This is a genomic window from Streptomyces sp. NBC_01013, from assembly GCF_045162765.1.
In the GTDB taxonomy this organism is placed as follows: Bacteria; Actinomycetota; Actinomycetes; order Streptomycetales; family Streptomycetaceae; genus Streptomyces.
The window spans coordinates 927,848-941,283 of sequence record NZ_CP108687.1 but is presented as its reverse complement, the minus strand read 5'-3'; the positions used below and the strand labels follow the sequence as shown (position 1 = coordinate 941,283).

The following is a 13,436-nucleotide window of genomic DNA, read 5'->3' as shown; positions in this document are numbered from 1 at the left end:
CGGCGGGCGGGGCAGCACGCCCCGCCCGCCGCCCGCAACCCCTTCCCCTCTCGTGTACAGCGCCATCGGATCGGCCCAGCCAGGACCCCCAGTCAGGGAGGCAGCCCGTGTCAGCAACCGCCGTTCGTACCGGAGTCTGGTTCATCGGAGCACGCGGCTCCGTCGCCACCACCGCCACGGCGGGGTGCGCCGCGGTCGCGGCGGGGCTCCACCCGGCGGCCGGCATGGTCACCGAGACAGCGCCGTTCGCCGGGAGTGGCCTGCCGCCCGTGACCTCTCTCGTCTTCGGCGGTCACGACACCCTGGACTGCCCCCTCCCCAAACGGGCCGAGGCACTTGCCGCCGGGGGAGTGCTGCCGCACGGACTTCCCTCGGCCGTACGGTCGGAACTCGCATCCGCCGACGCGGAGATACGCATCGGCGGACCCCTTCCCGGCGACACCCGCACGGACGAGGAACTCATCACCGCGTTCGCCGCCGACCTCACGGACTTCGGCCGGCGGGGCGGCCTGGCCAGGACCGTCGTCGTCAACGTCTCCTCCACCGAACCGGCGCCCGCCGCCGACGCCACACGGCTGCCCCCCAGCTCGCTCTACGCCGCAGCCGCGCTCCGCGCCGGCTGTCCGTACGTGAACTTCACTCCCTCCACGGGGCTGCGCGCGCCCGCCCTCCAGGACGCCGTCGCGGCCTCGGGTCTTCCGCACGCGGGCCGGGACGGCAAGACGGGCCAGACACTGCTGCGGTCCGTGCTCGCCCCGATGTTCGTCCAGCGCGCCCTGCCCGTACGCGCCTGGTCCGGCACCAACCTGCTGGGCGGCGGGGACGGGGCCGCGCTCGCCGACCCGGCCGCCGCCGCGGCGAAGAACGCCGGCAAGGAACGCGTCCTCGCCGACACGCTCGGCTCCGCCCCCGAGGGCGAGGTCCACATCGACGACGTCCCGGCACTCGGGGACTGGAAGACCGCCTGGGACCACATCGCGTTCGACGGCTTCCTCGGAGCCCGCATGGTGCTCCAGACCACCTGGCAGGGCTGCGATTCGGCCCTGGCCGCGCCCCTGGTGCTCGACCTCGCCCGGCTGCTGGCCCGCGCCCATGAGGTGGGCCTGACCGGCCCGCGGCCCGAGCTCGGCTTCTACTTCAAGGACCCGGACGGGGGACCCGCCGCGCTGTCCGAGCAGTACCTGGCGCTGCTCACCTTCGCCGAACGGCTGCGGTGCGCCGGACAGCTGCGGGGGGACAAGTGACGGTGCGTGCCTGGGCGGAACTGCTCAGGGTCTCCGCGCTGTTCACCGTCCCGGGTGACGCCCTGGCGGGTGCGGCGGCCGTCGGCGGGCGCCCCGGCCGCTCCACCGCCCTGGCCATGGGTGCCTCGCTCTGCCTGTACGAGGCGGGCATGGCGCTCAACGACTGGGCCGACCGCGACGAGGACGCCGTCGACCGCCCGCACCGTCCGATCCCCTCGGGGCGGATCACACCTCGCGCCGCCCTCACGGCGGCCGGCGCCCTGACCGGGGCGGGCCTTGCGCTCGCCGCCCGCGCCGGCCGTCCGGCCCTCACCGTCGCCACCGGCCTCGCGGCCACCGTCTGGGCGTACGACCTGTACCTGAAGCACACCCCGGCGGGCCCGGCCGCGATGGCGGCGGCGCGCGGCCTGGACCTGCTGCTGGGAGCGACGGCCACGGGAGCGGGACGGCTCCCGGCACCCGGAGCGGCCCGCGCCGCCCTGCCCGCCGCCGCCCTGCTCGGCGCGCACACCTACGCGGTCACCACCGTCTCGCACCACGAAGCGCAGGGCGGCTCCGCCACCGCACCCGTCGCCGCCCTCGCAGCCGTCGCCGGTATCGGCGGCGGCATGGTGCGCGAGCCGCACACCCACCGGGGTACGGGGCGGCCCGTCTCCCTCCTCCTCACCGCCCTCACCGGCTCCTACCTCCGCACCGCCGCACGCCCCCTCGTCCACGCCGCGCTCAACCCCTCGCCGCCCCTCACCCAGCGCGCCGTCGGCAGCGGTATCAGGGCGATGATCCCGCTCCAGGCCGCCCTCGCCGCACGCGCCGGATCAGCCGGTTCCGCGCTCGCCGTCATGGGCCTCGTCCCGCTCGCCCGCGCCCTCTCCCGGAAGGTGAGCCCCACATGACACTCCGCCTCGGCTACGGAACCAACGGGCTCACCGACCTCCGCCTGGACGACGCCCTCGGCCTGCTCGCCGACCTCGGCTACGACGGCGTCGGCCTGACCCTCGACCACATGCACCTGGACCCGATGGCCCCGGACCTCGCCGCACGCACCCGCCACGTCGCGGCCCGGCTCCAGGAGCTGGGGCTCGGCGTCACCGTGGAGACCGGGGCCCGCTACGTGCTGGACCCGCGCCGCAAGCACGGCCCCACGCTCCTCGACGCGGACCCCGACGCCCGCGCGGCCAGGACCGCGCTCCTCGTCCGGGCCGTCGGCGTGGCCGCCGACCTCGGCGCCCACGCCGTGCACTGCTTCAGTGGCGTCACACCCCCGGACACGGCCCCCCACACCGCCTGGCAGCGGCTGACCGGCTCACTCGCCCCGGTTCTCGACGCCGCGGAACGAGCCGGCGTCCCGCTCGCGATCGAGCCGGAACCCGGACACCTCCTCGCCAACCTCGCCGACTTCCACCACCTGCGGGTCCTGAGCGGCGACCCCGAACCCCTCGGGCTCACCCTCGACATCGGCCACTGCCAGTGCCTGGAAACCGCCCTGCCCGTCGACTGCGTACGAGACGCCGCCCCCTGGCTGCGTCACGTACAGATCGAGGACATGCGCCGCGGCGTCCACGAACACCTCCCCTTCGGCGACGGCGAGATCGACTTCCCACCCGTCCTCGCCGCACTCGACGCCCTCGGCGACAGCGGCTACGCCGGGCTCACCGTCGTCGAACTGCCCCGCCATTCCCACGCGGGCCCCGAACACGCCCGCACCTCCATCGACTTCCTGAACAAGCACCGCCCGTCGAACCGCCCCGGTCCTGTCCGGAGTTCCCCGTCTGCCCCCCGGCGCCCGGCACGCACACTGGGCGCACGTCGCCGCGGCACAGGTGGCTCCGCCCCATGACCTGCGACAGCGCACCCCGACCGCACGCACCGACCGCCGCCGGCTCCCCGCGCGAACGACGGGAGCTCCGGACAGAACCCAGCCGCCGAAGGGAGCACACCATGATGGCCACCCCGACGAACCCGCTCCTGTCCCGCAAGGAACTCGACACCAGGCTCGGCGGAGCCGCGCGCGCCTGGCTCGACGAAGCCCTCGCCGAGGCCGCCCACGCCGCAACCCACGCGGACACCGCCCCCGCGGACAGCTACGCGGTACCGCCGTGGGAGCTGCGGTACGCCTCCGCCGGGCGGCAGTGCGGACTCGAACACGCCGACTCCGTACGCGCCCTGCTGCTCATCGAGGCCCGCGCCGGCCTGCCCGCCCTGACCCGTCTCTACGAACAGGGCACCGCCGCCGAACGCCGCGCCGTCCTTCTGACCCTGCCCGCACTGGACCTCGGCCCGACCGCACTGCCGCTCGTCGAGGACGCGCTGCGCGCCAACGACACCACCCTGATCGCCGCGGCCGTCGGCCCGTACGCCGCCGCCCACCTCGATCCGCACAACTGGCGCCACGCCGTCCTGAAGTGCCTGTTCACCGGCGTCCCCGTCGAGTCCGTCGACGACCTGGCCAGGAGGACGCGCGGCGACGCCGAACTCGCCCGGATGCTCGGCGACTTCGCAGCGGAACGCATCGCGGCCGGCCGGCCCGTCCCCGCCGGACTGCACCACGTACTCGCCCTCACGGCCCCCGGCCCCGCCGCGCCCGCCGCCCCCACGGAGGAGTCCTGATGCGCATCTTCGACCCCCACATCCACATGACCTCCCGCACCACGGACGACTACCGGGCGATGTACGACGCGGGGGTCCGCGCCCTGGTGGAACCCTCCTTCTGGCTCGGCCAGCCCCGCACCTCGCCGGCCAGCTTCTTCGACTACTTCGACGCCCTGCTCGGCTGGGAACCCTTCCGCGCCGCCCAGTACGGCATCGCCCACCACTGCACCCTCGCCCTCAACCCCAAAGAGGCGAACGACCCGCGCTGCACCCCCGTCCTGGACGCCCTGCCCCGCTATCTCGTCAAGGACTCCGTCGTCGCCGTCGGCGAGATCGGCTACGACTCGATGACCCCGGCCGAGGACACCGCACTGGCCGCCCAGCTCCAGCTCGCCGCCGACAACGGCCTGCCCGCACTCGTCCACACCCCGCACCGGGACAAGCTCGCCGGCCTGCGCCGCACCATCGACGTCGTACGCGAGTCCCACCTCGCTCCGGAGCGGGTGCTCCTGGACCACCTCAACGAGACGACCGTGAAGGACGCCCGTGACAGCGGCTGCTGGGCCGGCTTCTCCATCTACCCCGACACCAAGATGGACGAGGACCGCATGGTCGCCGTCCTCAAGCTCCACGGCACCGAGAAGGTCCTCGTCAACTCCGCGGCCGACTGGGGCAAAAGCGATCCACTGAAGACACGCAGGGTCGGCGACGCCATGCTCGCCGCCGGCTTCACCGAGGACGACGTCGACCAGGTCCTGTGGCGCAACCCTGTCGCCTTCTACGGCCAGAGCGGCCGTCTCCACCTCGACACCGCCGCCCCCGAACCGCTCCACGAGGGCAACTCCATCCTGCGCGGCGGGGAGTGAGGCCATGCGCTTCCGCCACCCCGACGGCACCGTGGTCCACCTCGCGTACTGCACCAACGTCCACCCCGCCGAGACCCTCGAAGGCGTCCGCGCCCAACTGCGCGACCACTGCGAACCCGTACGCAAGAGGCTCGGGCGCGACCGCCTCGGCATCGGGCTCTGGCTCGCCAGGGACGCTGCCCGCACGCTGATCAACGACCCGTCCCAGCTGCGCTCGCTGCGCGCCGAGCTCGACCGCCGCGGCCTCGAAGTCGTGACCCTCAACGGCTTCCCGTACGAAGGGTTCGGCGCCGAGGAGGTCAAGTACCGGGTCTACAAACCTGACTGGACCGACCCCGAGCGCCTCGCCCACACCACCGACCTGGCCCGGCTGCTCGCCACGCTCCTGCCCGACGACGTCACCGAGGGCACCATCTCCACCCTGCCCCTCGCCTGGCGCACCCCGTACACCGGCGACCCCGAGGCCGCCCGCACCGCACTCGCGGCGCTCACCACCCTCGGCGAACGTCTCGACGCGCTCGACGAGCTCACGGGCAAGTCCATCCGGATCGGCCTCGAACCCGAACCCGGATGCACGGTCGAGACCACCGCCGACGCCATCGCCCCCCTCACCGCGATCGGCCACGCACGCATCGGCGTCTGCATCGACACCTGCCACCTGGCCACCTCCTTCGAGGACCCGGACACCGCAGTCGACGCGCTCACCGCCGCCGGTATCCCCGTCGCCAAGGCACAGCTCTCCGCCGCCCTGCACGCCGAACACCCCCACCTCCCCGAGGTGCGGACCGCCCTCGCCGCCTTCGCCGAGCCCCGCTTCCTGCACCAGACCCGCATCGCGACGGCCGCCGGACTGCGCGGCACCGACGACCTCGACGAAGCGGTCACGGGCGAGGCCCTGCCCGACAGCGCCCCGTGGCGCGCCCACTTCCACGTGCCTCTGCACGCTCCGCCCGCACCCCCGCTCACCTCCACCCTCCCCGTGCTCCGCGCCACCCTGAGCCGGCTCGTAGGCCGGGCCCGCCCACTCACCCGCCACCTGGAGGTCGAGACGTACACCTGGCAGGCGCTCCCCGCCGAGCTGCGGCCCCGCTCCCGCGCCCAGCTCGCCGACGGCATCGCCGCCGAGCTCACCCTCGCCCGCGACCTCCTGACCGACCTCGGCCTCAAGGAGCTGCCATGACCACCGCCTGGACGCCCGGCACACCCACGCCCCTCCTCGTCCTCGACGTCGTCGGGCTCACCCCCCGCCTCCTCGACCACATGCCCCACCTCAAGGCCCTGGGACAGTCCGGCACCCACGCCCCGCTCGGCACCGTGCTCCCCGCCGTCACCTGCGCCGCCCAGTCCACCTTCCTCACCGGCACCACCCCCGCCGAGCACGGCATCGTCGCCAACGGCTGGTACTTCCGCGAACTCGGCGACGTGCTCCTGTGGCGCCAGCACAACGGACTCGTCGCGGGTGACAAGCTCTGGGACGCCGCCCGCCGGGCCCACCCCGGCTACACCGTCGCCAACATCTGCTGGTGGTACGCGATGGGCGCCGACACCGACTACACCGTCACCCCACGCCCCGTCTACTACGCCGACGGCCGCAAGGAACCCGACTGCTACACCCGGCCGCCCGCCCTCCACGACGAACTCACCGAGAAACTCGGCACCTTCCCCCTCTTCCACTTCTGGGGCCCCGGCGCCGACCTCGTCTCCTCCCAGTGGATCATCGACGCCACCCGCCACATCCTCGGCACCCGTCACCCCGACCTCGCGCTGTGCTACCTCCCGCACCTCGACTACGACCTCCAGCGATACGGCCCCGACGACCCGCGCGCCTTCGAGGCCGCCGCCGACCTCGACCGGGCCGTGGCACCGCTCCTGGACGACGCCCGCCGCGAGGGACGCACCGTCGTCGCCCTCTCCGAGTACGGCATCACCCGGGTCGACCGGCCCGTCGACATCAACCGGGCGCTGCGCCGCGCCGGACTCCTGGAGGTGCACACCCAGGACGGCATGGAGTACCTGGACCCGATGACGTCGAGGGCCTTCGCCGTCGCCGACCACCAGATCGCGCACATCTACGTACGCCGTCCCGAGGACCTCGAAGCGGCCCGCGAAGCCCTGGCAGACCTGCCCGGCATCGACCTTCTCCTCGACGACGAGGGTAAGAAGGCACACGGTCTGGACCACCCCCGCTCCGGCGAACTGGTCGCCGTGGCCGAACCGGACGCCTGGTTCACGTACTACTACTGGCTCGACGACGACCGGGCGCCGGACTTCGCGCAGCTCGTCGAGATCCACCGCAAACCCGGCTACGACCCCGTCGAGCTCTTCATGGACCCGGAGGACCCGTACGTCCGGGTCAAGGCGGTCACGGCCGTCGCCCGCAAGAAGCTCGGCATGCGCTACCGCATGGCGGTCGTGCCGCTCGATCCGTCACCCATCCGAGGCAGCCACGGCCGCCTCCCCCCGAGCGACGAAGAAGGTCCGCTCATCCTCTGCTCCACCCCCCACGCGTTCACCGGACCCGTCCGGGCCACCGAAGTGAAGTCCCTGCTCCTCACGCTTGCCGGCCTCGCATGAGAACGGGCCGTGCACAGCGTGGCGAGCACCTTCGAGAAGGAGAGAGACCGTGACCGTGTACAACGACGAATCCGGAACGGACGGCGCCCTGCGCCGCAGCCTCGGCGTCAGCCGCCGCCGTTTTCTCAGCACCTGCACCGCCGCGGGGGCCGCGGCGATCGCCGCGCCCGTCTTCGGCGCGTCACCGGCCTTCGCCCAGCCCGCTGCCGGCCAGGGGCAGGGCCACGACCACGGTCATGGCCACGGTCAGGCTCTGGTCCCGGCGGCGAAGCGGGGCATCATCCTGTACACCGTGCGCGACGCCACCGGCCGGGACCCGCTCAGCACCAGCCTCCCCTCGGGCTTCCGCGACGTCTTCAAGGAGCTGGCCCGCTACGGCTACAAGCAGGTCGAGTTCGCCGGGTACGGCCAGCACGCCAACGCACCCGGTGGCAACAACCTCGAATCGGTGGAGGGCGCGAAGCTGCTCCGCTCGTGGCTGGACGACTACGGACTGCGCGCCCAGGGCAACCACGGCTTCATCCCCGGGTCCTGGCCGCTGAGCCAGAGCGACCTGGACCAGTTCAAGCGGCACCTCGAAATAGCGAACATCCTCGGCATGGACCACATGGGTACCGGCGGCGACCCCACCGGCAGCGCCTACCGTGCCGACTGGGACGTGGCCGCCGACAAGTGGAACGCGCTGGGACAGATCGCTCATCGTGCGGGCATCAAGCTGTACACGCACAACCACGACGCGGCCTACGGCTTCCTGCTCGACGGCGGTCCGCTGGACGCGCAGGGCCGGCCCACCCGCAGCTCGGGCACGCGCAAGCTCGAGTACTTCCTCGAGGTCACCGACCCGAAGACCGTATGGCTGGAGATGGACGTCTACTGGGCACACGTCGCCCAGTACAAGTTCCACACCTACACCGCGCTCGACGGGTCGCAGCGGGAGAACATCTTCGACCCCGCGGCAGTGGTCCGCCGCCACAACAAGCGCTACCCGCTGTTCCACGCCAAGGACGGCATCGTCAACACGGCCGGCGGTGACGGCTACGAAATGGTCCCCTTCGGCACCGGGGACATCGACTACCGGACCTTCTTCCGCCGCGTCGGGCAGGCGAACTACCGCAACCCGATGGTCGAGCAGGACACCGCACCGAGCTCGACGGACCTCGCGCAGTCCCTGAGGCAGGCGCGGATCAGCTACGAGGGCATGGCGGCGCTGCGCAGGTAGGACCACCGGCGGGCCCGGACCCGTCGAGCCCCGTACGTCGGGCCTCCCCGCACAGGTGCGGGGAGGCCCGACGTACGAGGGGGAGCGACAGCCCTCAGACGACCTCCCGGCTGACTGGCTGCGGATTCGGGACGATGTCCCGCACTCGCGGCCGCCCGGGCTGCCTCAGCATCAGCGCGATGCACGCAGCCACCATGGAGATGCCCCCGGCCAGCGCATAGGCGCCGTTGTAGCCCCAGGAGTCCACCACCATCGAGCCCAGACCACCGCCGAACAGTCCGCTGATCAGCTTGCCGCTGTAGACGAGACCGTAGTTGGTGGCGTTGTAGTTCTCCCCGAAGTAGTCCGGCGTCAGGGCGGCGAACATCGGGTAGAACGCACCGCCTCCGAAGCCGGAGAGGAAGGCGAAGAACAGGAACAGCCACTCACTGTGCAGGTCACCGGCCCAGATCACACCGAACTGGGCGAGACCCAGCACCACGATGACGAACACCAGGGTCAGCTTGCGGCCCCAGATGTCGGACAGCCAGCCGACGACGGCCCGGCCGACCCCGTTGATCACCGCCATGACACCCATGGAGGAGGCCGCGACCAGGGGGCCGAAACCGACCTCCTTGGCGTAGTCCACCTGGAACGAGATACCGAAGATGGATACGCCGGCCGTCAGGACGATCGTGATCCACATGAGCGGAAGCATCCCGGTCCGGATGGCCTCCTTCGGCGTGTACTGCTTCGCCGCCGGAGGGTTCTTCGCCAGGCTCGCCGCACTCTTCGCGTTCCCCGAGTGGTTCAGCGGGTCGACCTCCGACGGCCACCAGTTCTTCGGCGGGTCCTTGAAGAACCAGGCACAGGCCGCCACGACGATCAGGACGTAGAGACCGATGAGGTCGAGCACCTCGTTGTAGTTGCTCGTGTCGAAGGCGTAGTTGAAGATGAAGATGAAGGGCAACGCGCCATAGGCGAAGCCGCCGTTGACGAAGCCCGTCTTCGCGCCGCGCCGCTCCGGGAACCACTTGCCCACCATGTTGATGCACGTGGCGTAGATGAGTCCGGAGCCCAGGCCGCCGACGACCCCGAAGCCGCAGATCGCGCCGAAGACGTTGTCGACGTGCGACAGCGCGAGGAATCCGACGAGACAGAGCGCGGCTCCGATGAACATGGCCCGACGCGCCGTCAGTATGCCCCTCTCGCGCATCCACCCGGCCGGGAAGGCGATTCCGGCCTGGAAGAAGACCCAGACGCTGAGAATCCAGAAGGTGTTGCTCTGTGTCCACCCGTGGGCCTCGGAGAGGGTGTCCTCCGCCGACCCGTAGGCGTACTCCGACACGCTGATGGCCATCATCGCGATCCACGGCAGATACACCATGAACGCGCGGCTGTGACCGAGAATGCTGCGGTCCGTCTCACCGACCCGGTAGACGCGGCCCTTGCTGTCCGTCACTTCCCGGTACGCGACGGCTGACGCGCCCGGTTGTCCGTCTGTGCTCATGAAACTCCCCTTGGCTTCGAAAGAACCTGGCCAGCGCCCCCTGTCCAAACTCCTCGTGCCTGGGAAGGGTCAGGTCAGCAGCCCCGCGGCCCTTGCCCAGCGGTACTTCGCACCGAGCGCCGCGACCGGCTTCTCGGTGGTATAGGGGTAGGCCACGACGCCGCGCTCGTAGAGATACGCGCACGCCTCCTCGACCTCTGTGTCACCGGCCAGCGACGCCACCACCGGCTTCTCGATCCCACGGTCCCGGAACTCGCGGACGACCCGGGCGGTCAGCTCGGCGAAGACCATCGGAGGGGTGACGATCGTGTGCCAGTAGCCCAGGACCAGCGCGTGGATGCGCGGATCCTCCATGCCGAGCCGGATCGTCGCCTCGTACGTCGACGGAGGCTCACCGCCCGTGATGTCGATCGGGTTGCCCGCCGCACCGAAGGGCGGGATGAACGCCTTGAACGCGGTGTCGAGGTCCGACGGAATCTCCATCAGTGACAGGCCGTGGTCCACGATCGCGTCCGACAGCAGCACACCCGAACCGCCCGCACCGGTGATGATGACGACGTTGTCGCCCTTCGGCGTCGGCAGCACCGGCAGCGCCCGCGCGTACTCCAGCATGTCGTTCAGCCCCGGCGCCCGGATCACCCCCGCCTGGCGCAGGATGTCGTCGTACACGGCGTCGTCGCCGGCCAGTGCGCCGGTGTGCGAGCCGGCCGCCTTCGCACCCGCGCTGGTCCGGCCCGCCTTCAGCACGACGATCGGCTTCTTCGGTACGGTCGCGCGCGCCGCCTCCACGAAGGCACGCCCGTCCTTGAGGTCCTCCAGGTGCATCGCGATGCACCGGGTGTTCGGGTCCTCGCCGAACCACGTCAGCAGATCGTCCTCGTCGAGGTCCGACTTGTTGCCGAGCCCGACGATCGCCGACACACCGGTCTTCGTCGAACGGGCGAAACCGAGGATCGCCATGCCGATGCCACCGGACTGGGAGGTCAGCGCCACCCCGCCCTTGACGTCGTACGGGGTGCAGAAAGTGGCGCACAGGTCCTGCCACGTCGAGTAGTAGCCGTAGATGTTCGGCCCGAGCAGCCGCACGCCGTACCGCTCACCGACCGCCACGATCTCGTCCTGCAGGGCCTGCTCACCGGTCTCGGCGAAACCGGACGGGATCAGGACCGCGTTGGCGACGCCCTTGCGGCCCGCCTCCTCCAGCGCCGCCGCCACGAACCTGGCCGGGATCGCGAAGACCGCCACGTCCACCTCACCGGGAATGTCCGTGACACTCCTGTACGCCTTGCGGCCCAGAATGTCATCGGCCCGGGGGTTCACCGGATGGATCTCCCCGGAGAACCCGCCGTCGATGAGGTTGCGCATCACCGAATTGCCGATCTTCCCGGGCTCGTCGGAGGCGCCGATCACCGCGACCGAACGCGGCTCCATCAACCGCCGCATCGACGTGAGGATCTCCTCCCGGCCGTACTTCCGCCGCTCCTTCACCGCCCCGGTGGCCAGCAGGATCCGGATGTCGGCGGCGACCGCGCCCTCGGGCGAGGCGATCACCGGGTTGAGGTCGACCTCGGCGATCTCCGGGAAGTCCGTGACCAGCTGGGACACCCGCCGGATCTGCTCGGCCAACGCCCACCGGTCCACCGGCGGGGCGCCGCGCACCCCACGCAGGATCTCCGCTGCGCCGATCGAGTCGAGCATCGACCGTGCCTCGTCGGGGGTGACCGGAGCGAGGCGGAAGGTGATGTCCTTCAGCACCTCCACCAGCACACCGCCCAGTCCGAAGGCGACCACCTTGCCGAACGTGGGGTCGGTCACCGCGCCGATGATGACCTCCTGCCCGGGCGGCACCAGTTGCTGCACCTGCACGCCGTCGATGCGCGCGTCCGGCGCGTACGCCCGCACGCTCTCGATGATGCGGCAGAACGCCTCCCGTACCTGTGCCGCACCCTTCACCCCGACGACGACACCGCCGGCATCCGTCTTGTGCAGCACATCGGGGGAGACGATCTTCAGTACGACGGGGCCGCCGAGCCGGTCCGCGAGGGCGACCGCCTCGTCGATGTCCTGCGCCAGTTCCTCGCCGGGCACGGCGATTCCGTACACATCCGCCACGATCTTGCCCTCGGGGGCGGTGAGCGCCGCCCGGCCGGACGCCCGGACGGATTCGAGCAGTTGCCTGACCTGTTCGCGATCCTGTGATTCGACCATGCTCAGATGACTCCGCTCGTCTTCAGCAGCCGCAGTTCCTCGTCACCGAGGCCCAGCTCACCGACGTACACCTCTTCGTTGTGCTGGCCGAGCAGCGGTGAAGTCACCACGTCCACGGGGGAGTCGGACAGCTTCAGCGGACTGCCTACGGTGGTGAAGGTGCCGCGCTCCGGATGGTCGACCCGGACGACCATCTCGTTGGCGGCCAGCGACTCGTCCTCCACGATCTCCTTGGTGGAGAGGATCGGACCGCAGGGGATGTTGTGCCCGTTGAGCTGTTCCAGGACCTCCCATTTCGGAAGCGTGGCCGACCACTCCTCGATGAGCTGGAACATCTTGTTCAGCTTGGGCAGCCGGGCCTCGGGCGTCGCCCACTCGGGGTCGTCCACCAGTTCCGGGCGCCCGATCAGCGACGCGAGCGGCGGCCAGCCGACGGGCTGCACGATCACGTAGACGTAGTCGTTGGGCCCTCCCGGCGCGCACTTCACCGCCCATCCGGGCTGCCCGCCGCCGCTGGCGTTGCCGCTGCGTGGCACCTCGTCGCCGAAGTCCTCGTTCGGATATTCCGCCAACGGACCATGGCAGAGCCGCTGTTGGTCGCGCAGCTTGACCCGGCACAGGTTGAGCACGGCGTGCTGCATCGCGACATTGACGCGCTGCCCCCGCCCGGTGTTCTCGCGCTGGAACAGGGCGGCCAGGATGCCGGCGACGGCGTGGATGCCGGTGCCGGAGTCGCCGATCTGCGCCCCCGTGGCCAGCGGCGGTCCGTCCTCGAACCCGGTGGTGGACATCGAGCCGCCCATGGCCTGGGCGACCACTTCGTACGCCTTGAAGTTGGTGTACGGGCCCTCGCCGAAGCCCTTGATGGAGGCGTAGACGATCCTCGGGTTGATCTCCTGGATCCGCTCCCAGGTGAACCCCATCCGGTCGACGGCCCCCGGCCCGAAGTTCTCCACCATCACATCGCTGCGGCGGATGAGTTCGGTGAGGATCTCCCTGCCGCGCTCGCTCTTGGTGTTCAGCGTGATGCTCCGCTTGTTGCAGTTGAGCATCGTGAAGTAGAGGGAGTCGACATCGGGAAGGTCGCGCAGCTGCTTGCGGGTGATGTCCCCGCTCGGAGCCTCCAGCTTCACCACGTCCGCACCGAGCCAGGCGAGCAGCTGAGTGGCGGAGGGGCCGGACTGTACGTGCGTCATGTCGAGGACGCGCACGCCCTCAAGAGCTTTGGTCATGCCAACGGCTCCTCT

The 13,436-nt window shown here is 71.0% G+C and carries 11 protein-coding genes; 8 read left to right on the top strand and 3 right to left on the bottom strand.

Annotation, left to right across the window (positions count from 1 at the left end):
* Positions 1-107 precede the first annotated feature (107 nt).
* The 8 genes from OG538_RS04015 (at position 108) to OG538_RS03980 (ending at position 8,492) form a co-directional block, all read left to right on the top strand.
* Positions 108-1,244: an inositol-3-phosphate synthase gene (locus tag OG538_RS04015; protein WP_406090187.1), complete on the top strand. Its 1,137-nt coding sequence runs from the start codon at positions 108-110 to the stop codon at positions 1,242-1,244.
* Entirely contained in the window at positions 1,241-2,137 is an 897-nt protein-coding gene (locus OG538_RS04010; RefSeq protein ID WP_406090185.1) for an SCO3242 family prenyltransferase, read from the top strand. Before OG538_RS04015 ends, OG538_RS04010 begins: the two co-directional genes overlap by 4 nt.
* Positions 2,134-3,081 carry a sugar phosphate isomerase/epimerase family protein gene (locus OG538_RS04005; RefSeq protein ID WP_406090183.1) on the top strand — a complete coding sequence of 316 codons (948 nt, stop codon included), beginning with the start codon at positions 2,134-2,136 and terminating at the stop codon, positions 3,079-3,081. The genes OG538_RS04010 and OG538_RS04005 overlap by 4 nt, the downstream gene beginning before the upstream one ends.
* Positions 3,082-3,182: 101 nt before the next feature.
* Complete coding sequence (locus OG538_RS04000) at positions 3,183-3,851, top strand: EboA domain-containing protein (protein WP_406090181.1); 669 nt, start codon at positions 3,183-3,185, stop codon at positions 3,849-3,851.
* Positions 3,851-4,699, top strand: a complete 849-nt coding sequence (locus OG538_RS03995; RefSeq protein WP_406090179.1) for a TatD family hydrolase — start codon at positions 3,851-3,853, stop codon at positions 4,697-4,699. Before OG538_RS04000 ends, OG538_RS03995 begins: the two co-directional genes overlap by 1 nt.
* A 4-nt stretch (positions 4,700-4,703) precedes the next feature.
* Positions 4,704-5,879 (top strand): metabolite traffic protein EboE, encoded by a 1,176-nt coding sequence (gene eboE, locus OG538_RS03990; RefSeq protein WP_406090177.1) that lies wholly within the window; start codon positions 4,704-4,706, stop codon positions 5,877-5,879.
* Positions 5,876-7,273 (top strand): nucleotide pyrophosphatase/phosphodiesterase family protein, encoded by a 1,398-nt coding sequence (locus tag OG538_RS03985; RefSeq protein ID WP_406090175.1) that lies wholly within the window; start codon positions 5,876-5,878, stop codon positions 7,271-7,273. Before eboE ends, OG538_RS03985 begins: the two co-directional genes overlap by 4 nt.
* Positions 7,274-7,322: 49 nt before the next feature.
* Positions 7,323-8,492: a sugar phosphate isomerase/epimerase family protein gene (locus tag OG538_RS03980; protein ID WP_406090173.1), complete on the top strand. Its 1,170-nt coding sequence runs from the start codon at positions 7,323-7,325 to the stop codon at positions 8,490-8,492.
* A 94-nt stretch (positions 8,493-8,586) separates the two neighbouring features.
* On the opposite strand, the gene OG538_RS03975 is transcribed toward OG538_RS03980, so the two are convergent.
* The 3 genes from OG538_RS03975 to frc all read right to left on the bottom strand — a co-directional run bounded on the left by OG538_RS03975 (position 8,587) and on the right by frc (position 13,421).
* Positions 8,587-9,981: an OFA family MFS transporter gene (locus OG538_RS03975; RefSeq protein WP_406090171.1), complete on the bottom strand. Its 1,395-nt coding sequence runs from the start codon at positions 9,979-9,981 to the stop codon at positions 8,587-8,589.
* A 69-nt stretch (positions 9,982-10,050) separates the two neighbouring features.
* Positions 10,051-12,189, bottom strand: a complete 2,139-nt coding sequence (locus OG538_RS03970) for an acetate--CoA ligase family protein (protein WP_406090169.1) — start codon at positions 12,187-12,189, stop codon at positions 10,051-10,053.
* A gap of 2 nt (positions 12,190-12,191) precedes the next feature.
* Complete coding sequence (gene frc / locus OG538_RS03965; RefSeq protein ID WP_406090167.1) at positions 12,192-13,421, bottom strand: formyl-CoA transferase; 1,230 nt, start codon at positions 13,419-13,421, stop codon at positions 12,192-12,194.
* Positions 13,422-13,436: the final 15 nt, after the last annotated feature.

What these genes read in the sequence shown, in the direction of transcription:
- frc (WP_406090167.1), bottom strand. Translation starts at nt 13,421, where the DNA reads ATGACCAAAGCTCTTGAGGGCGTGCGCGTCCTCGACATGACGCACGTA.
- OG538_RS03985 (WP_406090175.1), top strand. Translation starts at nt 5,876, where the DNA reads ATGACCACCGCCTGGACGCCCGGCACACCCACGCCCCTCCTCGTCCTC.
- OG538_RS03975 (WP_406090171.1), bottom strand. Translation starts at nt 9,981, where the DNA reads ATGAGCACAGACGGACAACCGGGCGCGTCAGCCGTCGCGTACCGGGAA.
- OG538_RS03970 (WP_406090169.1), bottom strand. Translation starts at nt 12,189, where the DNA reads ATGGTCGAATCACAGGATCGCGAACAGGTCAGGCAACTGCTCGAATCC.
- OG538_RS04005 (WP_406090183.1), top strand. Translation starts at nt 2,134, where the DNA reads ATGACACTCCGCCTCGGCTACGGAACCAACGGGCTCACCGACCTCCGC.
- OG538_RS04000 (WP_406090181.1), top strand. Translation starts at nt 3,183, where the DNA reads ATGATGGCCACCCCGACGAACCCGCTCCTGTCCCGCAAGGAACTCGAC.
- OG538_RS03995 (WP_406090179.1), top strand. Translation starts at nt 3,851, where the DNA reads ATGCGCATCTTCGACCCCCACATCCACATGACCTCCCGCACCACGGAC.
- eboE (WP_406090177.1), top strand. Translation starts at nt 4,704, where the DNA reads ATGCGCTTCCGCCACCCCGACGGCACCGTGGTCCACCTCGCGTACTGC.